The 23,022-nt window shown below is 38.2% G+C and carries 19 protein-coding genes; 5 read left to right on the top strand and 14 right to left on the bottom strand.

Annotated features, from left to right (window positions below):
• Positions 1 to 704 precede the first annotated feature (704 nt).
• Positions 705 to 1,457, bottom strand: coding sequence for a substrate-binding periplasmic protein (locus ACQ96U_RS19710; protein WP_431722982.1), 753 nt, complete (start codon positions 1,455 to 1,457; stop codon positions 705 to 707).
• An 18-nt stretch (positions 1,458 to 1,475) separates the two neighbouring features.
• Positions 1,476 to 2,216: a substrate-binding periplasmic protein gene (locus ACQ96U_RS19705; protein ID WP_431722981.1), complete on the bottom strand. Its 741-nt coding sequence runs from the start codon at positions 2,214 to 2,216 to the stop codon at positions 1,476 to 1,478.
• Positions 2,217 to 2,549: 333 nt separating this feature from the next.
• Between ACQ96U_RS19705 and ACQ96U_RS19700 the strand changes: the two genes are divergently transcribed.
• Positions 2,550 to 2,681: a hypothetical protein gene (locus ACQ96U_RS19700; RefSeq protein ID WP_431722980.1), complete on the top strand. Its 132-nt coding sequence runs from the start codon at positions 2,550 to 2,552 to the stop codon at positions 2,679 to 2,681.
• Between the two features lie 100 nt (positions 2,682 to 2,781).
• Here ACQ96U_RS19700 and ACQ96U_RS19695 read toward each other — a convergent pair whose 3' ends face one another.
• From ACQ96U_RS19695 to ACQ96U_RS19675, 5 genes are all read right to left on the bottom strand, one after another.
• Positions 2,782 to 5,607 carry a TIGR02921 family PEP-CTERM protein gene (locus ACQ96U_RS19695; protein ID WP_431722979.1) on the bottom strand — a complete coding sequence of 942 codons (2,826 nt, stop codon included), beginning with the start codon at positions 5,605 to 5,607 and terminating at the stop codon, positions 2,782 to 2,784.
• A 30-nt stretch (positions 5,608 to 5,637) separates the two neighbouring features.
• Positions 5,638 to 7,206 (bottom strand): exosortase O, encoded by a 1,569-nt coding sequence (xrtO, locus tag ACQ96U_RS19690; protein WP_431722978.1) that lies wholly within the window; start codon positions 7,204 to 7,206, stop codon positions 5,638 to 5,640.
• Positions 7,207 to 7,288: 82 nt separating this feature from the next.
• A complete protein-coding gene (locus ACQ96U_RS19685; protein WP_431722977.1) occupies positions 7,289 to 8,902 on the bottom strand; it encodes an ATP-binding protein in 1,614 nt (537 codons plus the stop codon).
• Positions 8,893 to 9,618, bottom strand: a complete 726-nt coding sequence (locus tag ACQ96U_RS19680) for a response regulator (RefSeq protein WP_431722976.1) — start codon at positions 9,616 to 9,618, stop codon at positions 8,893 to 8,895. Before ACQ96U_RS19680 ends, ACQ96U_RS19685 begins: the two co-directional genes overlap by 10 nt.
• Before the next feature lie 98 nt (positions 9,619 to 9,716).
• The gene (locus ACQ96U_RS19675; protein ID WP_431722975.1) at positions 9,717 to 10,472 is read right to left on the bottom strand and encodes a TIGR02117 family protein; all 756 of its coding nucleotides are present in this window, start codon (positions 10,470 to 10,472) and stop codon (positions 9,717 to 9,719) included.
• Positions 10,473 to 10,858: 386 nt separating this feature from the next.
• On the opposite strand from ACQ96U_RS19675, the gene ACQ96U_RS19670 reads away from it, so the two are divergent.
• Positions 10,859 to 11,248 (top strand): hypothetical protein, encoded by a 390-nt coding sequence (locus tag ACQ96U_RS19670; protein ID WP_431722974.1) that lies wholly within the window; start codon positions 10,859 to 10,861, stop codon positions 11,246 to 11,248.
• A 123-nt stretch (positions 11,249 to 11,371) separates the two neighbouring features.
• On the opposite strand, the gene ACQ96U_RS19665 is transcribed toward ACQ96U_RS19670, so the two are convergent.
• The 5 genes from ACQ96U_RS19665 to ACQ96U_RS19645 all read right to left on the bottom strand — a co-directional run bounded on the left by ACQ96U_RS19665 (position 11,372) and on the right by ACQ96U_RS19645 (position 16,653).
• A complete protein-coding gene (locus ACQ96U_RS19665; RefSeq protein ID WP_431722973.1) occupies positions 11,372 to 11,623 on the bottom strand; it encodes a FeoC-like transcriptional regulator in 252 nt (83 codons plus the stop codon).
• Positions 11,624 to 11,646: 23 nt separating this feature from the next.
• A complete protein-coding gene (feoB, locus tag ACQ96U_RS19660; RefSeq protein ID WP_431722972.1) occupies positions 11,647 to 14,007 on the bottom strand; it encodes a Fe(2+) transporter permease subunit FeoB in 2,361 nt (786 codons plus the stop codon).
• Positions 14,004 to 14,243 (bottom strand): FeoA family protein, encoded by a 240-nt coding sequence (locus tag ACQ96U_RS19655; RefSeq protein WP_431722971.1) that lies wholly within the window; start codon positions 14,241 to 14,243, stop codon positions 14,004 to 14,006. Before ACQ96U_RS19655 ends, feoB begins: the two co-directional genes overlap by 4 nt.
• 371 nt (positions 14,244 to 14,614) lie before the next feature.
• Positions 14,615 to 15,541, bottom strand: coding sequence for a hypothetical protein (locus ACQ96U_RS19650; RefSeq protein ID WP_431722970.1), 927 nt, complete (start codon positions 15,539 to 15,541; stop codon positions 14,615 to 14,617).
• Between the two features lie 194 nt (positions 15,542 to 15,735).
• Positions 15,736 to 16,653 (bottom strand): PEP-CTERM sorting domain-containing protein, encoded by a 918-nt coding sequence (locus tag ACQ96U_RS19645; RefSeq protein WP_431722969.1) that lies wholly within the window; start codon positions 16,651 to 16,653, stop codon positions 15,736 to 15,738.
• A 373-nt stretch (positions 16,654 to 17,026) separates the two neighbouring features.
• On the opposite strand from ACQ96U_RS19645, the gene ACQ96U_RS19640 reads away from it, so the two are divergent.
• The 3 genes from ACQ96U_RS19640 to ACQ96U_RS19630 are packed head-to-tail and all read left to right on the top strand — an operon-like array spanning position 17,027 to position 20,444.
• Entirely contained in the window at positions 17,027 to 18,469 is a 1,443-nt protein-coding gene (locus ACQ96U_RS19640; protein ID WP_431722968.1) for a GMC family oxidoreductase N-terminal domain-containing protein, read from the top strand.
• Complete coding sequence (locus tag ACQ96U_RS19635) at positions 18,426 to 18,878, top strand: hypothetical protein (RefSeq protein WP_431722967.1); 453 nt, start codon at positions 18,426 to 18,428, stop codon at positions 18,876 to 18,878. Before ACQ96U_RS19640 ends, ACQ96U_RS19635 begins: the two co-directional genes overlap by 44 nt.
• 39 nt (positions 18,879 to 18,917) lie before the next feature.
• Entirely contained in the window at positions 18,918 to 20,444 is a 1,527-nt protein-coding gene (locus tag ACQ96U_RS19630) for an aldehyde dehydrogenase family protein (protein ID WP_431722966.1), read from the top strand.
• Between the two features lie 84 nt (positions 20,445 to 20,528).
• On the opposite strand, the gene ACQ96U_RS19625 is transcribed toward ACQ96U_RS19630, so the two are convergent.
• Both ACQ96U_RS19625 and ACQ96U_RS19620 read right to left on the bottom strand, forming a co-directional pair.
• The gene (locus tag ACQ96U_RS19625) at positions 20,529 to 21,194 is read right to left on the bottom strand and encodes a nitroreductase family protein (protein WP_431722965.1); all 666 of its coding nucleotides are present in this window, start codon (positions 21,192 to 21,194) and stop codon (positions 20,529 to 20,531) included.
• A gap of 247 nt (positions 21,195 to 21,441) precedes the next feature.
• Positions 21,442 to 22,764: an aspartate aminotransferase family protein gene (locus ACQ96U_RS19620; protein ID WP_431722964.1), complete on the bottom strand. Its 1,323-nt coding sequence runs from the start codon at positions 22,762 to 22,764 to the stop codon at positions 21,442 to 21,444.
• Positions 22,765 to 23,022 lie beyond the last annotated feature (258 nt).

Here is a 23,022-nt window from a genome sequence, read left to right as displayed (position 1 = left end):
TACAACAGAAATAAATCTTTGTTTAGACAGAAATTTTCTTTAGTACTATTTAAGGCAATGCAAATATAATTAATTATTTCTAATCAAAAACCTTACCTATAAACAAGATAACGCTCAGCCTTTAAATAAGACTTTCGTATTTTATAAGGTACTTTCCCATCAATAGTATAAAACTTATCTTAATACAGCTGACCAATTAATAGATAAGTTTCAATTGTTATATATTAGCCAGACCAACCATCCTTTGCCTTTATGACAAAAATATTTATATTAACGACATTCACACAATAACATTTTGGTTAATATATATACAACATAAGCTGTATATTAACGTGTTTCTTTTATCAGTATAATATGATTCATATCAAAGTAAAAGATTATATATATTTACTATTTTATATATTTTAAGTAAACATGTATCTATTTGTAATAAAACAAAACTTATGTTCTTTATATTTAACTATCAAGCATTGAAAAAACTTGTCGAAATATTAACAAATACTCAGCCATAACCTTAAATGCAACACTTTAGATTATTAAAATTTTTTATTTTTAAATCCAAGGTTTATCCTTTAGCAAAACATACTAAAGGATCACCTAATACAAGCTGATCAAACAATAAAAACCTAGTGATGTTGTATACATTTCAGCAACATTAATTTTTGACTTTTACTCAATAACTATACTTTTCAAGACTTGAAATATCACATTTTAAAATTATCAATAATTTCTTCATAGATTCCTTCCTCTTTCATTTCCTGCAGTGCCTTATCAAATCGATCTCGCACACGAGTTAGTTTTCTTTTTTTTGAAAAAGCAATATAGCTTGGAATGCTTTGAAGTGGTGGGTGGAGTTCTTTAACTTCGTTTAGACTCCCCAAATCAGTTAAAATATACCTTGCGCCATATCGATTACTGACCACAATATCAACTCTTCCAACTATGAGCATTTGAAAATTGCTTTCACCAGAGTTGGAAATCATAGTAAAACTTATGATCCCTTTATCCAAAGCACTATCAAAAGCTTCACCATAACTTACTTTTCTTATAATGCCAAATCGATATCGAGCCAGCTTGGTTAAGTCTCCGTCAAACTGAATAGGTGACTTTTTAAGTGTATATAAAGAAACAACTTGATTTAATAACACTTCATTAGAATAGTCTGCAAATAATTCCCGGTCTGGCGTTTTAAACGCAGTAAAAATAGCATCAGCATCTCCCATCTTTATTTTTTTTATTGCTCTCGCCCAAGGGTGAATTTCTATTCTAATTGGATATTTTATTCTTCTGAATGCTTCTTTAACAATTTCAACAGCAATGCCTTTAACTGCACCTTCATCATTATACTCATAGGGAGGATATTGCAATGTAACTATTTCAAGTTCTTCACGAGCAGTTAATCCATTGACAAAGAGACAACATAGTAAAAATAAGTATTGCCTTATTATTTTTAGCATTACTAAACAATTTAGTTTTTATTGATAGTTTATCATTGATTTTTTTACCCAGTCATCACTATTCATTTTTCGCAGTTCTTGATCAAACTGATCTCTTATGTTACTAATATTCTTTTTCTTAGAAAAACCAATATAGCTTGGCACATTATCAAATGGCATGACCATTTTTACTACTTTACCCTTAAGGGCTGATTTATTTTGCGAAAGTGTATAATCGCCTACATAAGTATTCGACGGAACAATATCGACTCTTTCTGCCATTAGTTTTTTAAAATTCGATAAAAGATTGGTCGCTGAACTCAAATTTAAATCAGACTTAATAGTGTCAAACTTCTTCCCATAGCTTATGGTCGAAACAACACCTATCTTATATTTTTTAAGTAAATCTAACTCTATGGCTTTACCTGGGTCAATTGATGAGTTAGCATTTATATAAAAACTTAACGTTTGTGGAACAAAGACTTCTTGAGTAAAATCTATAAATTCCTCTCGTTCTTTATTCTTATATATCGTAAAAATGGCGTCAGCTTCACCATCCTTAACCATATTTAATCCTCTTGTCCAAGGTAACACCTTAACATTTGCGTTATAACCTAGTTTATCTGAGATACGTTTTACTGCCTCGACAGCAAAACCTGTTGCCTCTTTGTTATTATTTGTGTAAGCGATAGGAGGAAACTCTAACGTAACAAAGTTCAAATCAGCTGCATTTACGCTAAAGCTATGTATGATAATAAGTACTAAAAAAAGGTGTTTCATACACTGGCCTAAGTTTAACCTGTTCAATAAAAAAATAGCTTATTCACACACTCACTACGAAAAGCACACCAGGGGTTTGTAACTACATATCAGCAAATATGTAACCTGTACTCACATATAGCATTGAAAACCCATAATGTTCTTTCGCAAAGAGTATAAATTAAAGCTATCACATAGCTATTATCTTTCCAGTCTCGGCCAGTTCTTACATAACCTATATCAACAGTAATTTTTTGAGTAAATTTATACTATTGCTCAATCAATAATAAGCCAACAATACAGATACTACGGTAGAATGAATACTAAGGCAATTGCATATAAAAATAATTCGTGATGAATATAGATTGTGCCTATGGTAAACAAAGGCTGGATAATGCACATCGAACTGTTTGCCGCAAGGATGCGGCAACTAAGCCTCCAGGGAAGGATTTACGGCGTGTTCGACGGGCATTATCCAGACGTTAAACAATATATATAGGTAAAGTTATATGCGATTGCTCTGCCCCTTGGAATAAATTCCTCCTGCCCCATATGCATCGCCAATCGCCAGCTCAACTAACACAACTCATACTCCTATTATTGTATACTCATTACACCGTTTGCGCCGATAATAAACCACACATAACATACCTATCACAAGCCCTATTAATAGCCACTCCTCAGGTTCAGGGACAGTTTGTACTGAAAACATATCCATAGGTGAAGTAATATCTTCTTGTCCTGTTTCGACTTCTCGATCAAAACGATCTTCTTTACCTTCAGCTTCTTTTAACAGACGTTTTTGTCGTTCATTGACAAGAGCCAACATGGATGAGTAATCCGTTACAATGTGATGCTCAACAGCAATACTATGCAATTTATCCAAAATTTCAGGCTTTGAGATATCGTCAATCTGAGATAGGTAATTTAACCATTGACGACTAGCGATTCGTGTAAAAGGATCCTTTTCACTCACTTGAAAGCTACCCTTTTGCGGGAGGATATACCATTTATAATGATCCGTTACCAATATAAGACGTTTATTATCCGTTGGATAACGTTCTGAAGACGTATTCTGTGTTAGTAGTAGCTTGTATATGGCTTCTTTAAGTGTGGCAGAAACCCCTCCCTGTTTTTGTCTCAACAGTGCCAACATGTCATCATGGTAGGCATAAGGCAACTTGCCATTTAAATGTACTAACCAAAGAGGAATATCAATGAACTGCTCTGTGTTTACAGATGCTTCCAATTCATAGCTACCTTCATCGGTAAGCATAAGCAACGCATTATATTGGTTTAGGTTAACTTCTTTTTGCCACTGAGCAAGTTGTTGTAAAGGCTGTATATTACCGAAAAAATTAAGCGATGCCTTATTGGCTTTGAACGCTTTACATCTATCATGACATTGATAAAACGTATGTTGGATACCTTTTGCCTGTAACCATGTAGAAGCTTTTGTGATTGCATCCTGCTGGTGCTGCATACTCTTGGAACTATCAATCAGTATACCCATATTAAGGTGATTTAGTTGTTCAATCTCCACGTTAAATTCATTTACGATGGGTTCTGCTAACAGGTAGGTATCATCAATTACCGTAACATGCACTTGTTTTTCAGTTTCAACATTATTTAATACAACGGTTTCAGGTAACCAATGATGACCAGAATCAATCGACTGCTCATTAACCGTGACCTGCAAATGATCATCCCAATACACGTTACGTCTTTCTAAAAGTTGGGGTAATGGCCATTTACCCTGCTCGTTCACAGGTGTCGTATAACTAATTTCTATAAATAGAGGTGGTGATTGACAATGCTCACTCGCCAGTAGAAATATCGCCTCTAACCTGCATCTTCGTGCCATGACAGGAAATGCACGTAATCGATATTGACGAGGACCTACTTGTTCTAATATAGATGGGTCTATTCTACGTTTAACCTCATCATTATAAACTTGTTGTGCTGCACCACGTGGAGCCACAACAGCAGGATACTTTCTAGGATTGTTTTCATCATCACTGAGCCAGAGCCCAGTTAGTACCGCATCATCCGGTAAAGCAAAATGCATAACAATTTCATGATTATTTGATGTTTGGTTTTCAAAACGTTGTCTTATATTTATTTCAGCAATATCTCCACTTGGCTTGATATGAATAGCCTGTGAGATTAAACGAACATGCCGATTCAAACGGTTGATGAGTCCCGCAGCCATTTGCTCTCGTTCCCATGTATTTTGAATCGCTGTTAATATAGCATCCTGTTCTCGCTTCTCAATTGGTGAATCAAAAAACAGTTGATAAAAGTCTTCTGCTTTTTGCTTGTCTTCCCTGAAATTATTACCATCATATAAAAATGGCAAGGCCAGTAGGTTGAACCAGCGCTGAGAATAATCGGCAAGGTCAGTATCTCCAGTTAAAAATGCTTCATCATATGCCCCAATCACAATATTGCTATTAGCAGATGTTGAAACATAACGATACGCACCAAGATAGGCATTCACCAAACCATTACGAATAATGTCCTGATTTTCTAACAACACTTGCTTTTGCTTGAGTGATAACGATGAGCCATTAGCTAAAACAGCTAATTGTTGAAATATCGCCTGCTGTGGTTGTTGATTGAGATAAATAAATAATAAGCTATTTAAACAAACAGTCAGGACCACGACAGTCACAGCATATCGCTTATTTAACACTCCCTCTGTTGACAGTAAACGCCAGTATTTTAGGAAACATGAGTAATATAACTTTGCAGCAACAACAGGCAAACTGATAAATACACCAAAGGTATAGGCAAATAAAATCATAAGTAAAATAACAATGGGATTTAGCAGTACTTTAAAGAGCACAACAATACCTGCAAATAGCATTTTAAAAAGCATATATACTGCTGGTAGCAATAATGGAGCCATTAACATCATCAAGTAAAGCCCAAACATCAGCATTACACTTGCCAATACCAATGTTGAAATACTAAAGAACAGGTTATGACTTTTTCTACCATTTTTAAAAAGTAAGAACGTCATTAAAAAGTAGACGAGTAATGCTATGGTAAAGTTTATTAATAAATGAGCCAGACCAGGGTTCATATCTCGTAGCAATAGTATTCTCATTACTATCAAAAACATGACTGGCATTTCAATACCGTAAAATAACTTCATCAGCATTTTTGGTTGTTTTTTTAATTTAAGCCCTGCCCACCCCATAGAGAAAAAGGGTACAATAACCAAAATTAAGCTATAAACAGCCTGACTCCATAGACCAATCCCATCGATTGCATCACTGGTTAAGGGTAAGGTGATATAGGGAATGACGACAAAAACCGCCACAAAAGTAAAAATTATGTTCCAAGACCAAAATAATCCATAGTTAAACCATATAGGCCACTTTTTCAAGGTAGATTTACATTTCATTGGGTTTACTCCAGATTAGTGGTATACCCTTCACCAGTCATTTTTAAGTTGTGTATTGATATGCCAATAAAGCTGTTGGGTAACTTGCTCTATTGATTGAATTGATAGTGGGTCATGCCAGGCAACTGAAACCATAATCCAGGGTTCATTGGGCTTGTGCCACCCTGAAAATAATCTGGCCGAGAAGTCTGCAGTTTGCTGGTCTCTAGATTGAAACCAATAAAAGCCTGTTTGTTTACCTTGATTTAAGCTTAAGTATTTTATGGTCAGCTTATGCTTATTACTATTTGAGAATACTAAAGTTTTCTCATCGTCAACAGTAATACCTTGAGCACTATAACAGTTCCGAGGATCATGCTGAGCTTTCCAGTAACGGCTACGGATGAAAACCAAGCTGCCCTTATGTCCATTCCAGTGCAATTGATACTTAATAGCTTCTGCAGCATTCCTTTTAAAAAATTCCTTTTCCTGTTTACTTAATGGTATTTCATAACCAGCAAAAGTCGCTGGTAACTGCAGCGTTTTTATACTGTTCTGTATATGCTGTTTTGGAAACGGCTGATAACATAGTATACAGGCTAGAACAATGCTGATAACGGATAGCATACCGATTGAATGATTTTGTTTAAAAACTGAATCATTTTCTACTGTCGGCACTGAATGTTGGACACCACTAAAAATACCCAGTTGTGGTTTATTATTATCTATAATTTTTGCTTTTAGAAAACGTATTAAGTACCAAATAATAGTACATGATAAGACAAACCCTAAAACACCTAACAAAGTATGAACTTGAGTAGCAATAATCGGTTTATTTAGTACTGAATCTAAAACAACCAAGCATAATATTCGTAGTGTGTTAAATAAGAGTATAATGAATAAAAAAATCACTAACAAGATAAACCAACGCCAGGTTATGGCTTTATTGTCTATCCAGGTTAATAATACATAAAAAATGATGCCCGCCCACAAACCTTTCAGGCCACTGCAACTTAGATCCACAAGTGAATATTTATTTTCTACCATAATAACAGCTTTATCAGCAGCAACGTCAATACCTAGCCCTGATAGCAAGCTTTCCACCCATTCGACAGATAATAAACGTAGCGGAAAACCTAAATAAACATCCAAATAACCTTCAAACGGTAGTAATAAAATCAATAATACAAGCGGTAATAACACTTTGGTCCATATAGCAGGCTTAATATAAAAACCTAATAATCCATAGGCTGCGATCATCACCCATACCGCTGAAAAAATATTGACACTGATAAAGTGCTCATTAAGCAAATAGCCTAAACAACCAACGGATAGAACAAATAAAGGGTACTTCCTAAAACAAAATAGGCTATTTAGTTTAATCTTGTTGTCTATAACTGATTTAACAACGACAAAACATAAAATAAGGCTGATAATAATATGAAATACATTGTGTGCCGATAATAATTGTTTGCCTATCCAAACGAATGTGTTACTAAACAATGTTATTACTAAAGAGATTAAAATAATGCTGTAGCAGTAGTTAACAAACAATGGTTTGGATACAAGCTGATCCTTGGATAGCGTTATACTAACGCCGTGGCTATGCTCAATACTCATGTTTTACGCTACCCATACTCATTTTATAGGTAGTGTTATACAGGACTCATGTGCATAAGCCGCCAGGAAACGATGGAAGTTTTCAGGAAAGGGTGTGCAGATTCTGTGCAGAAGATGCTTTTTTTACCGCTAATTCAAAACAGGCTCCTTGCGAGCAGGGCTTTATACAAATCGTACCACCATAGGCTTCAATAAGTGACTTTACGATACTCAACCCTAATCCTGTACCATTATGCTCTCTTCTGGTGGTAAAAAACGGTGTAAAAATCTTATCTTGGTTTCCAGGAGAGATGCCAGCCCCATTGTCAGTGACGGTGATTGTTATCATATTGAGTTGCTCTTTTATATTGATCACAACCCGAGTGGCATCATGCTGTCGAGCATTTTCAATCAAAAAAATCGTTTCCAAATTTTCCTTCACAATCTTGATACCTAAAGTATCCGCTGTAGGTACAACAACCTGTATTCCTTCTTGTTGATACCTGTCAGCCAACTTATCAAGTACTGGTTGCAACAATGTTGCTTCATGAGTAATCGTTACATTATCAGCCCTGGCTAAATCAAGTAACCTTGATACAAGCTGTTTAAGCCGGTTTGTGTCTTGCAAAATATTGGCTAAAAATTGAGAACGTGTTTGCTGATCCATCTCATCCATATGATCAATAATCAACTCTACTGCACCCTGAATACTGGTAAGCGGTGTTTTTAACTCATGAGAAACATGTGCAGCAAACTCACGAATATAAGCAGAACGTTCGTGTAATGACGTTGCCATCTTATTAAAACTATCTGCCAATAACGCGATTTCATGAGTGACAGGAAACGCTAATGGTGCCATCACCTGGTCTTGCCCTGTGGATACCTTTTCCACATTATTTATTAACCGATAAATGGGTTGCGTGACGGTATAGGACGTAAATAAGGTAATGATGAGCGCTAATCCTAAAATGGTTGCGCCCGCAACAGCCACTTTGTCTTTTTCAGCATAAAGGTGTTTAAGTATATTTTTAGGTGTTCTTGATAAATAAACCACCCCCCATAAATGCTCATTTTGAATAATAGGTAAAGCCACAAATATTCTTATACCTGCTCCACGACTTATTGAAACCAGTGCAGGTGGAGCCTCATCAGAAATTCGTTGTCGTATAACCGTACTGTATTTTCCTTGCAGCGCTGCTTGTACTTCAGGTAAATGAGCAAAAGATAGCCCCACTTCCTTTCGGCCAGTAATAACGGTTCCTTTAAAGTCCAATATTTTCATACCAGCCAAGGTATTTTTTTGACTTTCCAACAACACTGGTAGCATCCATATACCAGCTTCTGTTGCCACAGCATCAGGAACCTGGTTAGGCTTTATACCATCCGGTCGACGTGGTAACACATCGTGTGAAGCCAAATCAAGCTGTGGACGAATAGGATTATAATAATGATCAACGAGTGGCTTTTGTGGCAGTGATAACGCTTTTCCATAGTCCGGACTGGAGCCAATAATATTACTTACTTTTGCTTTGTAGGCAGCAGATAATACGGCCGCTTGCGAGATTAATGATAATTCTGTTTGATGAACGAGCTCATTTTCATAAATGCGAAAAAAAACAATACTTCCTAATGGCAGGCATAAAATAACTAAGCCAACAATAAAAAAAACCGTACGTAGACGTAGTATCGCTTTATAACGCCAATAACCTAATTGCATGAACCCAGTTTATACCCAACACTATGAACAGTTTCAATAATCATGGCACACCCTTCCTGCTGGAACTTATGTCTTATATGCCTGATATGACTGTCGATGGTCCGACCACTCACATGGATATTATTTGAATAAGCCTGATTCATAATATTGTCGCGGTCAAACACCTTCTCTGGATAGCGTATCAGTGTGTGCATAATAGCAAATTCTGTTGCAGTCAATTTCACCTGAGACTCATTCCAAAACACGAGATGCTTTTCCACATTCAAACTAAGCTTACCAACAGTTAGTGTATCCTCAGTTTGAGCTTGATCATCGTTCACACGCTCTTGTATTGCATGTTTCACCTCAACAGAGTGTACTCGCTTTAGAATGACATTTACCCTTGCCACTAGCTCTCTTGGACTGAAAGGCTTGGTCACATAATCATCTCCACCAATTTCCAAGCCAACCACCCGATCAACTTCATCATCTCGTGAAGATAAAAACAAAATGGGCACTTCTGATACCTTACGAATAGCCTTACAGACCTCCAACCCATCATACTCAGGCATATTAATATCCAGAATAATCAGATCTGGCTCCGTTTGCTTAAATACATCAAGGGCCATCTGACCATCAGCCGCTTCAATTGGCTGCATGCCCGCTTTCTTTAACGCAAAAAGAATCACCTGTCGAATATGAGGATCATCATCTACGACGAGTATTGTACGCTCCATAGGATTACACCAGTCACACTTATTAAAACCTATCCATTTCTAAGTATATTCTTTTTTCAAGTGATTTATACCTTGTTATCCCCTAAGTGTAATGAAGACTATGGTGAACTGCATGTGCCTATTGACTCAATAGTATTCACATCTAAACCAACATTACGCTCGTTGTGCTCTGACTTTGACAAGTTGTTATAATCTTTAACCGTATTCATCACACTATCAGCTGTTAGTTTGAATGTTAGAAAAATATCAAAACCAGCACTTTTAAGTCCTTTAGCCGTCCATTTATTACAAGTATTCATCATATAATAATCACCAACCCCTTCGTAAAACTGGCTGTTTCCATAAATACCATGTGTAAGTGAGATCACATCATTCTGCTCGGTTCGTGCAAAACTATTACTCATAAACTGAATTAGCGACTGATACCCTTGTTCATTTAAGCAAACTTTTTCAATTTCACTACCTGAAAAATAACCCTTTATATCATCAGGTACCGCAACAACATGAACAACTGAGCCAGAAGGCCAAAATATAGCTTTTAAGGTAATACCTGTTGTAATTTCTTTAGCTTGGTAAAACCCTTTATCTCCCCAACCAATTTCTAAATAAGGAGCGTCTCCAAAGCGTTCATATAACGCGGGAATTTTCGACTGAAGTGATTTGGCAGAAACTACAAACCCTGTATGCCAACTATTACTCACTAAATAAATGACATAAGGCCTGTCTGATGATGACTGAGTAACGTTTATTCTTTCCTCATGTTGATGAGTGGTCTGTTTAGGATCAACCACATATGGCTTCGATGAACATGCACTTATTAACAATAAAATACAAAACAATACACCATATTTCATTCTGCTACCGCATAAAGCCATGCTATGCCCACTAATAAGTCAGAAAAAAGAGTTACATCCCATATTACACCCACAGCAGCGTTCATCGTACAAGCAAATAAAAGACATTTATCACAGTATTTTTTAGTCGTCTTAACTTCTTTACTTAACTTCACCAAAACCATACTACATGACTTATAACCACAACATATGTTTTAGCAGTGTTTCCGCGTTTTTCTTTAAATTATTTCTGCAGTGGATATTCGTGACCAATATCAATTATTAAATAGGCGCACCAACAATCTTTGTCATTTTTTTTTAAACTCACTATTAGAATCAGTGATCACCAGCACTAACAGGCATGCTGATTTTAGCGAAGTATGTAATGAAGTAAAAAAGGAGAAGTAATGAAAACCTTAAAGACATGTTTAACCATTATCTCTGTTATTTTTCTGATTTCTTGTACATCTGCACGTGTTCACAATATTGAAGGTGGTGCGCTACCTACCACCATGCAAGGTTACCCTTATCAATTACACAAAGTAAGAAGCGCTATCATTCGTGCGTGTCAAACTCGAGGTTGGAATCCATCTATACAACGCGATGGAAGTATCATCGCAAGTATTGATGTTAGAGGCCACTATGCAAAAGTTCGCATTACTTACAATAGACGTTCTGTCAATATTCGCTACATGGATAGCCGTAACCTTAAGTATGCAAATGGTAAAATTCACCGAAATTACAACCGTTGGATAGATAAGCTATACCACACAATCAATGACCAATTAGCTAGATAATAAAGCAGTATGTTGAAAATATACCCACTAAAGAAGGTATAAATTAAAAGGAAGATTGAACTCTGGCACTTATCTCTTTATGGGCCTATGCCCCTTATATAGATAAGTGCCAGATTTAAAACATCATTCGATATGACAGCAGGCTATTTTATTCGTGTCTTTTCCTTGCCAGTGGTAGATTTCCACTTGGGCAGGGTCACAACCACAACAGCCTTGCTGACATCCTGCATTGCCTGTTCTCTGAATAATGCCCTTTCGTAACCAGTGTTCTAGCATTCCACGTAAGGCATCAGCAGGTGTCGAAAAATGCTGACTTAACTCCAGCAAAGAGACTGTTCCACGCTGTTTAATGTAGTTTCTTAAATCAAGTAACACTGCTTAATCCCAAGTAACATGGTTTAATCCACTACTGATTCCGCTTGATAGCTTGATACTTCTTTCTGGTTCTGAGCGTAATAACGCATGCCAAATAAAGTGACCAGAAATGCAATGACTAGGCTTACAGACCACATTAATGAGGTTACTGGATGGCTAGCAAAGGTACTCATTTGATAGTAAACACCTGCAACAGTGTAAGCCATCAAGAGTGTCCACAAGCTCACAAATAGTGACCAGCGTCCACTGGTTTCTCGATAAATTGCGCCTATGGCTGCAACACAGGGTGTGTAAAGCAGAATAAATAACAAATATGCAAATGCGGCTGTTGAGCTACCAAATAATGACTGCATTACGGAATAGGTCGATGTGCTGACTTCCTGTTCTTCTGCAGCAGCCGTTTTATCATGGGTATCACCAATGTTTAAACCGAGTGGGTCCAACCAAGTACCTAGTGCATCAGACAAGTTTGCAGGAACCGTAGCAAAAGCTTTTTGAATACCTGCTACCAGATCGTATTCGGCGCCTTCTTCACCAGCTTCATTTGAACCCATTTGGGTATACATGGCGTCTAACGTACCCACGACAGCTTCTTTAGCAAAGATCCCGGTAAAAATACCGACAGTTGCAGGCCAGTTTTCTTCGGTAAGACCAATTGGTTTAAATAAAGGCGTTATTTGTTGCCCAATTTGACTCAGTAAAGAACGTTCAGTGTTTTCATTACCAAAAGTGCCATCTGTGCCAAGTGAGTTCAACATACTGAGCACCATTACCACCATCACAATCATTTTACCGGCTTTGGTAATAAAAGAACGTAGGCGGTCCCAGGTTCGAATACATACAGAGGTAAACGAAGGCATGTGGTAATCAGGCAACTCCATGATAAAGTGAACACTCTCACCCGGTAGCAGTGTTCTTTTCATCAACAGTCCAGTCGCAACGGCCGTTATAATACCAATGAGGTATAAAGCAAAAACAATGTTCTGACCATTATCAGGAAAAAACGCAACAGCAAACAATGCATAGACTGGTAGTCTGGCACCACAGGACATAAAAGGCGCCATGATAATGGTTAAAAAGCGATCCCGTTCGTTTTCCAACGTTCGTGCGGCCATTACCGATGGCACATTACAACCAAAGCCAATCAGCATGGGTACAAATGACTTACCTGGTAATCCCAGATAACGCATCAACCGGTCCATGACAAAGGCTGCCCGCGCCATGTAACCAGAGTCTTCCAGTAGGGATAAAAATAAAAACAAACAACCAATGACAGGTATGAACGTCGCGACAGTTTGAATACCACCACCAACCCCCTGGGCCAACAGCGTATTTAACCAGTCTGGTGCACTGACAGATGACAGAAGATAACCTGTTCCATCAACGAAGAGCGTACCCGCCAAAATATCAAATAAGTCAATAAACGCACTGCCAATGTTGATGGTGAACATAAACATGACATACATGACCAGCAAAAAGATGGGAAACCCTAGCCAGCGATTTAAAACCGCCCGATCGATAAATTCAGATACACGCGCTGAGGCTGGCCGTGTTGTGGTAATCGTTTGTTCTGCTAGTTTGGCAATATGCTGGTAACGATCATTGGCAATTAAAATATCCAGGTCTTCTTGTAAGGTCTTTGTTATTTCTGCCCGATGACGCAGGAGCAAGTCATGTGTTGTATTATCTAGACGAACGGGTAACGCTAACTCCCCTTCTAATAATTTTAGTGCCAGCCAGCGACGAGAAATAGATGGGGATACTTCTGATGATACTTCAGCCAGCTTTGGTTCAAGCGCCTCAATTGCTTGTTCAATGGGCTGACAAAATGAAAATGTCGTAGAAAAAGATTTGGGACGAGTAAGGTATTCATTAACAGCCTGTTTCAGCTCTGTTATACCTTTTTTCCGACTGGCAACCACAGGAATTACAGGACAACCCAACAGCTCAGCCAGTTTGGCACAATCAATCTGTTTACCATCCCGGCTAAGCATATCCATCATATTTAACACCACTAGCATGGGTTTCCCCATTTCCAGCAGTTGCAATGTTAAATATAAATTACGTTGAAAATTAGCCGCATCAATAATATTTACAATCAGGTCAGCTTCGTTAGATATTACATAGTCCCGGGCGATCTTTTCATCCAAAGACACAGTTTCATCAATAACATCCAGAGAATATGTCCCAGGTAAGTCAACCAATTCTATTGATTGGTGATTAAATTTATACTGTCCAGTTTTCTTTTCAACAGTCACACCGGCCCAGTTGCCTACCTTTTGTCTTGCTCCGGTCAGCGCATTAAATAGTGAGGTTTTACCACAGTTTGGGTTACCAACGACACATACTGTCGCCTTAGCTTGCGAACAATCAGCTGTGGTCATGAATTCACCTCTACTTTAACAGCCTTTGCCTCTGCCCGACGTAAGCTCAATTTAAAGCCACGTACTTCCAGCTCCATGGGGTCTCCCAGCGGGGCCACACGAACGAGAGTTAACGAAGTACCTGGAATCAACCCCATGGCTAATAGCTGTCGTCGGTAAGCAGGATTGTCATTGCTGATCGCCAATACTGTAGCACGCTGTCCTACAGAAAGGTCTTGAAGGGTTGCTGTGTCCATGCTGTGCTGAACTCTTTACTAATACTGAAAATACTACACGCAATTGATAAATAAGAATCAAAGAGCCAATGAGAATCACACGCATCAAAAGGCCCAAAAAATCTGCTCAAACGAGAGCAGAAATAGAACTTATGATGTTGTCACTCTAACAAAGCTTTAAATAGCCATATTGATACGAATCAATTAAATGCTATTCATTATCATTTCGGTAGTATAAAGGATACAGCACAGCAAATCACTTACTTTTTATATTGATTTGGACACTAGAAAAAAACACGTCCTTGTGGCCTGGAGGGCTTAATGGCAGCTCAGTTGCAAATTGAACTGGTAGCATGAGAATTGCAAAACATAAGAATTACTATACAAGATTGTTAACGCTTACGAATATAACGTGACAGTCTGTAGCTCGCTAACAGCACTAATAAAAACCCAATCAATAACACTCCACTGGGTTCTGGAACAGATAAGGGATTTAATCGAACAAAGGTATATAACGTTGTACTGGCATTTTCCCCGGTAAAATAACTTGGTCCAGGTTCAGCTGAAGCACCTGTTTCATCAAATGATGAATAAATCAGTAACTCATGAGGTAACCCATCAATCAATAACTCAATAAATGCAGGAAACCCGCCTTCCGTTGAGAGTAAAAAAAAGTCATCACAAAAAGACCCTCTTGGGTTACCAAAAATACAAAAAACGGAATCATTCAATGTTTCATTATATGCCAGATTAAAAAGGCTGATTAACGTAGTACTTTCTTCTCCAACTGGAACCAAATCATCGGCTACATCAGGGCTGGCAAGCAGTGCTAATGTTAAATCGGCTAATGGAATCAGGCCTAAAGTGTTGTGGTTAACAAACACATCTGTTACTGGGCCATCAGTACTGGATAACCCCAATGCACCTAAAATTTGAGCTGACAGCAATGTTGCAGCAGCAGGATTAAGTACATTATTGTTATGAACTAACTGGGATATTTTCTCAGGAGACCCGTCTGCACTCAGTGCGATTTCATGGTAACTTGTTAACACCAATGAGCTTTGCAACAAATCAGGATTAATGCCAGATTCATCTGATGGCTCCCCCCATACCAATGAACTCATTGTCGCTGTACCACCTTCCGCTAGGGGATCAGTCGCAATGACGGCAGGAGGACCGGGATCAGGGGTTAAAGCAGGATTTTGAAAAATACCACTACTCGGTATCAAATTCAACTTCAGCATCGTGGCCTGTGCAGCCACTGATAACATAACTGTCGTACTGCATATTAGCATCCCGACATACGTCATTAGTCTCATGGAATTTCCCCATTTCAGTAAGCAATAGAAACAGGAAAAACATGAGCATAAAAAATGCCACATAATAAAAATTAAAGTGAAACAAAACCTTAATTTTTTAACTTAAACTCACTCTTTTAACAATTGCAAAAAAAACAAACAAACAAAAAAAAGAGGAGGAGATAAACTCCTCCTTTCTCATTGTCTATTATGATTTACTGTTTTTTACGACGTTTTGCAGTTAAACTTCCGGCCACGCCAAATAGACCTGCTAACATCATTCCTATACTTGTTGGTTCAGGAATAAGTGTTAAAATTCCAAATGTGTATAAATCAGTTGCCGCAACCTCAGGGGTATAATACAACGGACCTGTCTCAACGGTTGATCCATCAGCATCAAATGATGAGTAAATAAATAAATCATGTAATTTATCATCTATATACACATCAAAGTGCAGTGGAAAACCACCATCAGTCATCAAACTAAAGAAATCATCACACGTTGAGCCGAATGGATTAGGTGGATCACAAGGAAGAAAGTTAGGAGTTTCCGTAAAATCAATATCAAATAAGCTAATAATGGTGGTAGGGTACTCTGCTGGAGGTACAATATCATCCGGTACATCAGGATCTAATACCAAGCCACCACTCAATAATCCTAAAGGAACATCCCCACCTTCAGTTTTTAAAAAGATATCACCCAATACACCCATACTGCTGCTAACAGACAAAGCCCCTAAAATTTGCGCAGTTCCCAAAGTTGCAGCCGTTATACTGACGACGTTATTATTATGTGTTAAAACTGACAATTCATAAGGAACACCTAACGCATCAATTGAAATAGTCTTATGACTGACTAAGTCCAAATTACTTTGCTCTAAACCGGGGTTAAGCCCACTTAAATTAGAAGGCTCACCCCAAAATAATGTACTACGTGTATCCAAACCACCATTATAAGCAAAATCATTAACAATAGTTGCTAGTGGAATACCTGGTGCTGTTACCACAGGATTTTGAAAAATACCGGTATCATCTACCAAATCAAAATCCAAAAAACCAGCCACTGCAGATTGCCCTGCAACTGCAGAGAAACCAATGGCAGCAGATAATGCCAGTGCCTTAAACTTTTTCATCAAACCCTCCCATCAACACAAAAAAAATATCCAAAAGCAATTCTCACTGGCTAAGAACGCATAGATAATGCCAATTTATTTTTTTCTATTTTTTTCATACAGATAGTAAAAACAAAAAAACAAAAACCAGTCAGTCAATTCGTTTGTGATAAACTCCTGAAACACAAAGATTTTTTATCGACAATTCAAAAATACAAAAACCAACAAACAAATTAAAAAACACCATTTCATTTAATAAAAATTAAATATAACTTAACTATTATTTTCACAATTACTTTATTATTCTTTATTACTTCAACTTATTAATGCAATAAAGCTGTAGTAATATACTCCAATGTCCTCAGCTAAGAATAAAAATAAGGACATTAACCTCATGAATGAGCTATTTGATTTTGTAATCGTAGGTTCTGGCGCAGCCGGAAGTGTGCTTTCGTTTTATCTGACGCAAGCGGGAGCGAATGTCTGTTTAATTGAAGCAGGTAAGTCTTTTTTCCCTGGTGAATACCCTACAGATGAACTTACCGCTAACAGCCAACTTATGTGGCATGGTGGTGCTGATCTTAATACGCAAGCCAATCTGATTTTATTGCGAGGCAAAACGGTTGGAGGTGGTACAGTCATAAACCAATGTCTGCTTGATCGTTTTGATACCTTTGCCTGGAATCTGTTCAAACAAAGCAGTGATGTAACCTGGTTCACTAATGAAGTAATGCATTCGCATTACTCGGCAATAGAACAACAACTTTCTATACAAACGATTACCGAATCGCATTGGAATAACAATGCAAAACTCTATGCGAATGGCTTTGAAAAACTAAAGCTTGATTATGCTCCACTACAACGCGGACAATCTCATTGTAATAATATGGACTGTATTGTTTGCCTGGGTGGATGTAACAGAAACTCAAAGCAAAGTATGCCGACCACCTTTCTTAAACTGGCTTTAAGACAAAAACTCAAGCTAATAAGCCAGTATTATGTAACCAATATTATTCCAGGGAAAAACATGATTTCCATTTATGGAAATCATATAACAGGTCCCAAAGTTATTAACGCACGTCATTGTATATTAGCGGCAGGAGCACTAGGTACTACTGAAGTGCTTTTACGAACGGGCTTTGCAAAAAAACTACCTGCGCTTGGTAAAGGATTTTACTGTCATCCTCAGTTTATGTATTTAGCCCAGTGCAAAGAGCCTGTAGATGCACATTTAGGAAACTTTCAGGGCATTAAATCAACCGATACCCGCTTTCGTAAATTGGGTTTTAAGCTTGAAAATGTTTTTGCACGCCCTATTGGCATTGCACTACTAAAATCAGGTTATGGTATTGATCACCAGGCTTTTATGCAAAAATTTCGGCATTTAGCCTGTATAGAAGTGGCGATTCGTGATGAGTTTCCAGGCCTTATTACCCTAAAAAATAATCGACTTGCTATTAGTAAAACATTAAGTGACAGCGATCAGCAAAAAGCCAATAGCGGAAAAGACGTCGTTTTTGAAATATTCGATCAATTTAATGCTGTACTTAAAGAACAACCCACTTATCCTATTGGGCTACACTTAATGGGCGGTTGTGCTATGGGTAATCATATTCAATCATCTGTAGTAAATGAACAGTTTGGCGTATGGGGTGAGCAACGTCTTTCTATTGTTGATGGCTCCATATTTCCTGTCGCGCCAGGTATTAATCCATCACTAACCATTATGGCACTTGCTCATAGAGCAAGTCAGTTCCTGCTGAGTCAGCATACTACTATACAGAAGACGACTAATGACATCCAAGTACCTGCAGCAACATCAACTGAATACGCTTAAAAAAATGGGTGACATTTTAATTCCTGGGGATAATAGTTTACCTAACTTTTCATCAACAGGTTGCTTATACCAAATTGATACTGTCTTACAAGCAACTCACCCTGATGATGTAAATGCACTCCGTAAATTATTAACTGTTTTTAGTATCATTCCAAAGCAATTATTAAACATATTATTACCAGGGCTTTTAAAACTCGCCAAACTGCCTGGTGTACTAGGAACCCCTTTTCGACAGTTTGAATTTGCCACAAAAGGACTCCTGATGTCCTTATACTACTCAGGTTTATCGACAGATTTTAATGAATACAGTAGTGTCCATAGCAAAATAGGTTATCAGGTTACACCGCCTAAGCCTATTGACGAGCCAGCTAAAACTAAAATTCAAGAGGACATTACCCTTCACCAGTAAGACTAAAAGTTATCTAAGTTCTTGACCAAGGATTGCTCAATGCTTAAATACTCTTCATCTACAACCACTCAAGATGGAACATCCCTATCACCTGAGCAGGTTATGCAACAAGCCCGTCATGCGGTTCAACATATTCAGGTGTATTCCATTAAACAACGCATTACAGAAGTTAAACGTGTCATTGAGTATATTCGCATAAACCGAGAAAGTATCACTGATGAATTAACACAGGCCACAGGTAAAACACGTACTGATGCACTTGTCTCTGAAATTTTAGGCGTTCTGGATAATTTACACTGGAACTGCAGTAATGCAAATCGCATTCTTGCTGAAAAAAAAGTACATACACCTGTTACGCTTCTTGGTAAATCATCACGCATTCGACACGAACCCTATGGTGTTATTCTATTAATCGTCCCTTGGAATTACCCATTACATATCAGTTTAACCTTTGCCATTGGGGCTTTTTTAGCAGGGAACAGCGTAATCATAAAACCCTCTGAACATACACCGATGCCAGGTTTACTCGAACGTATTTTTGCCGCTGCGCCGTTATTGGCGTCATGCATACACGTCATGTATGGTGATGGTGTTATTGGTCAAGAATTGATTGATGCGAGACCAGATAAAATTTTCTTTACAGGCAGTACAGTGACCGGCAAAAAAATTCTGCGTCATGCCAGTGAACTGTTAATTCCGGTAGATGTTGAGCTGGGTGGTAAAGACCCAATGATTGTGTTTGAAGATGTTAACCTTCAACGCACCGTAGCAGGTGCACTTTGGGGGGCCATGACTAATGCGGGTCAATCCTGTACATCAGTAGAATTACTGTATATACAACGTGCTATTTTTAACCCCTTTATCACCCAATTTAAGCAAGCAATGGAACAATTGGTGATTAATACCGGTGACCAGGGAAATGCGGATGTAGGTGCTATCACAACAAGTTTTCAAGCAGAAATTATTCAAGAACATTTAGACGACGCAAAACGTAAAGGTGCAATGTTATTTAGTGTTGGGCAAGCGATTTCTTCAACCAGCCGACTGATCCCCCCTACCCTCATCACTGATGTCAATGAAGACATGTTAATTATGCAAGAGGAAACATTTGGTCCCGTCGTTTGTGCCATCCCTTTCGATAGTGAGGATGAAATTATTCGGCTAGTGAATCAAAGTTCTTATGGACTCAGTGCCAGTGTATGGAGTAAAGACCTGAAACGAGCTAAACGTGTCAGCCATGCGCTACAAACGGGTGCAGTATCAATTAACAATGTAATGCTGACAGAAGGAAACCCTGCTTTACCCTTCGGTGGTGTTAAAGAAAGTGGCTTTGGACGAGGGAAAGGCGAAGAAGGCTTATTAGCCTTTACTCGCAGTAAAGCCATTATTATTGATAAGCAAAGTGGGAAAAAAGAACCTAACTGGTATCCATATACCTTAAAAAAATATCAGCTATTTGGCGAGCTAATTGATGCACTGTTTAGTAAAGGCTGGTTAAAATATATCAAACTGGCATTGGTAGGAGGCAAGCTAGAAAAAACGTCACAACAGAATAGAGGTGATTAGCACTAATAAAACTATTTGCCGGGCGAAAATAATCACCCTTTCGGCTAAATATGAGAGGGTGATTATAGAGTGAGGTGAGGGGTACTAAATATAGTCACACACTTCAGACAGAGAATATTTTTGAATATTGGGTACTTCAGCCTGTTCTGCAGGATATCCAGTAACAAGTAAAAGAAAGGGACGCTCATCTAACGGCCGCTGCAAAATGGTATTTAGAAATTTCATTGGACTTGGGGTATGTGTCAATGTTGCCAGACCAGAATAATGTAAAGCTGTTATGAGCATTCCACATGCAATACCCACAGATTCCGCCGTGTAATAATTTTTCTGTTTTTGCGCTTCATGATAAGTAAACTTCTTAAGAAACACCGCAATCAAGTAAGGCGCTGTTTCCAAAAAGGGCTTGTGTTCATCTGTACCTAAAGGTGCTAAAGCGTCTAGCCACTCTTCAGATGCACGGTGTTGATAAAAGGCTTTCTCTTCAGCTTCTGCCGCCTGACGAATTTCCCTTTTGACTTCTTCACTGCTTACAACAACAAAGTGCCAGGGTTGTTTATTGGCACCACTGGGCGCAGAGCCAGCAGATAAAATTGCATTATCAATAATCTCCCGAGCAACAGGTCTTGATGAAAAATCTCTGACAGTACGGCGTTGCTTAATAAGCTGGTAAAACTCACGCGAACGTAAAAGCATGTCTTCAGGCAAGTACTCAGTGAAGGTCAAAGGGATAAATGGCGCTGGTTTCATCATCTAATTCCTTTTGGGTTTTTACAGCTGTTATTGGGAAACTGTTTATCCGTTTCTGGATTAGTATAGTAAGTTCAAAGGAAGAACCTAATCGAGCTACCGAATACACAATGATGTTTTAAAAAAGACTGATACACATCGATAACTTAAAAATTAATGTTTTCATTGTCACCCTTTTTATTTGCTTCAACAGGAGCAGGAATAATTTATACAAATGATTTTATTCACTGTATTCATAGAGCAATACTTATCAAGAAAGCTGCTGCAGTACTTTTTTTAACGTTGAAAGTATCTGGTCAATTTCTGCTCGTGAAATAATCAATGGAGGAGATAAAGCAATAATATCACCTGTCGTACGAATCAATACGCCTTGTTCAAAGGCATCAAGATAAGCTTGAAAAGCGCGTTTAGTAGGCTTATTTTTTTGCGGCTCTAACTCAATCGCACCAACCAAACCCAGATTACGAATATCAATGACATAAGGTGAGTCAGCCAAACTATGCAAACCTTCCTGCCAATAATCTGCAAGTTCTGCAGCTCTATATAATAAGTTTTCATCATGATAGGTTTCTAATGTGCCTAAAGCAGCGGCACACGCTACTGGATGTGCCGAGTATGTATACCCGTGATAAAAATTTATTGCCATGGGGTCATCTTGGTGAAAAGCATTATGTATTTTATCACTGACAAAAACAGCGCCCATTGGCACGGTACCATTCGTTAAACCTTTGGCTGTCACCATTATGTCAGGAGTAACGCTAAAGTAGTTTGCTGCAAAAGGCTTACCTAAACGTCCAAACCCCGTAATGACTTCATCAAAAATTAAAAGCACATCGTACTGGTTACATATTTCACGTATTCGTTGTAAATAGTTTACTGGTGGGACTAATACCCCTGTTGAACCTGCAACAGGTTCTATTATAACTGCAGCGACGGTTGATGGATCATGTAAAAGGAGTATCTGTTCAAGCTGATCCGCTTTTTCAACACCATAAACAGGTTGCCCCAGACTAAATTGATTACGCGCTAAATCATGGGTATGAGGTAAATGATCAACTTGCGCCAACAAGTTTGGAAACAGTTTCCGATTAGCTGAAATCCCTCCCACAGACACACCACCAAAGTTCACACCATGGTAAGCTCGTTCACGGCCAATTAAGCGGGTTCTTCTCCCCTCTCCTGTTAACTGATGATAAGCTAATGCTATTTTTAATGCGGTATCAACGGATTCTGAGCCAGAGTTGGTAAAAAACACATGGTTTAAATCTTCAGGGGTTATAGCTATAAGCTTTTCAGCAAGTTCAAATGCTTTCGGGTGTCCCATTTGAAAAGCAGGTGCATAATCTAATGTGGCCACTTGTTGTTGTACCGCCGCAACAATTTTTTCACGGTTATGTCCCGCATTTACACACCAAAGTCCTGCTGTGGCATCAAGAATCTGTTTTCCTTCTGGAGTCCAATAGTGCATCCCTTTGGCTTTTTCCAGAAGACGAGGATGTGCTTTAAAATGTTGATTCGCGGTATAACCCATCCAGTAAGCTTCTCGCTTGATATTTTTATTTTGTTCTTCCATGGCATTATTGCCTTTTATGTTTTATGCACAAAGTGAAGGGTACATTTTTTATTGAACAATTTTATAGTGCACTATAAACGAAGCATAACACCTATAATAGCGATAGGTAGAACTCTCTGATAGAGCCCGTTTAATGATTATTCTATGGCTTTTATTGTGGTATGAAGGAAATCGTTTATAGCAGAGATAAATGTGTTACCACAAGGATGCAGCAACCAAGCCTTTAGGGAAGGATTAACGGCGTGTTCGAAGGGCGCT

It is taken from the genome of Zooshikella sp. RANM57, assembly GCF_050749885.1.
GTDB lineage: Bacteria > Pseudomonadota > Gammaproteobacteria > Pseudomonadales > Zooshikellaceae > Zooshikella.
Note: the sequence above shows the minus strand (reverse complement) of the source record. Positions and strands in the feature narration are given on the sequence as shown.

Excerpts from the sequence above, each read along its gene's own strand:
- ACQ96U_RS19695 (WP_431722979.1), bottom strand. The coding sequence starts at position 5,607 with ATGAAATGTAAATCTACCTTGAAAAAGTGGCCTATATGGTTTAACTAT.
- xrtO (WP_431722978.1), bottom strand. The coding sequence starts at position 7,206 with ATGAGTATTGAGCATAGCCACGGCGTTAGTATAACGCTATCCAAGGAT.
- feoB (WP_431722972.1), bottom strand. The coding sequence starts at position 14,007 with ATGACCACAGCTGATTGTTCGCAAGCTAAGGCGACAGTATGTGTCGTT.
- ACQ96U_RS19680 (WP_431722976.1), bottom strand. The coding sequence starts at position 9,618 with ATGGAGCGTACAATACTCGTCGTAGATGATGATCCTCATATTCGACAG.
- ACQ96U_RS19645 (WP_431722969.1), bottom strand. The coding sequence starts at position 16,653 with ATGAAAAAGTTTAAGGCACTGGCATTATCTGCTGCCATTGGTTTCTCT.
- ACQ96U_RS19705 (WP_431722981.1), bottom strand. The coding sequence starts at position 2,216 with ATGAAACACCTTTTTTTAGTACTTATTATCATACATAGCTTTAGCGTA.
- ACQ96U_RS19630 (WP_431722966.1), top strand. The coding sequence starts at position 18,918 with ATGCTTAAATACTCTTCATCTACAACCACTCAAGATGGAACATCCCTA.
- ACQ96U_RS19635 (WP_431722967.1), top strand. The coding sequence starts at position 18,426 with ATGACATCCAAGTACCTGCAGCAACATCAACTGAATACGCTTAAAAAA.
- ACQ96U_RS19675 (WP_431722975.1), bottom strand. The coding sequence starts at position 10,472 with ATGAAATATGGTGTATTGTTTTGTATTTTATTGTTAATAAGTGCATGT.
- ACQ96U_RS19700 (WP_431722980.1), top strand. The coding sequence starts at position 2,550 with ATGAATATAGATTGTGCCTATGGTAAACAAAGGCTGGATAATGCACAT.
- ACQ96U_RS19650 (WP_431722970.1), bottom strand. The coding sequence starts at position 15,541 with ATGAGACTAATGACGTATGTCGGGATGCTAATATGCAGTACGACAGTT.
- ACQ96U_RS19625 (WP_431722965.1), bottom strand. The coding sequence starts at position 21,194 with ATGATGAAACCAGCGCCATTTATCCCTTTGACCTTCACTGAGTACTTG.
- ACQ96U_RS19640 (WP_431722968.1), top strand. The coding sequence starts at position 17,027 with ATGAATGAGCTATTTGATTTTGTAATCGTAGGTTCTGGCGCAGCCGGA.
- ACQ96U_RS19685 (WP_431722977.1), bottom strand. The coding sequence starts at position 8,902 with ATGCAATTAGGTTATTGGCGTTATAAAGCGATACTACGTCTACGTACG.
- ACQ96U_RS19670 (WP_431722974.1), top strand. The coding sequence starts at position 10,859 with ATGAAAACCTTAAAGACATGTTTAACCATTATCTCTGTTATTTTTCTG.
- ACQ96U_RS19655 (WP_431722971.1), bottom strand. The coding sequence starts at position 14,243 with ATGGACACAGCAACCCTTCAAGACCTTTCTGTAGGACAGCGTGCTACA.
- ACQ96U_RS19710 (WP_431722982.1), bottom strand. The coding sequence starts at position 1,457 with ATGCTAAAAATAATAAGGCAATACTTATTTTTACTATGTTGTCTCTTT.
- ACQ96U_RS19620 (WP_431722964.1), bottom strand. The coding sequence starts at position 22,764 with ATGGAAGAACAAAATAAAAATATCAAGCGAGAAGCTTACTGGATGGGT.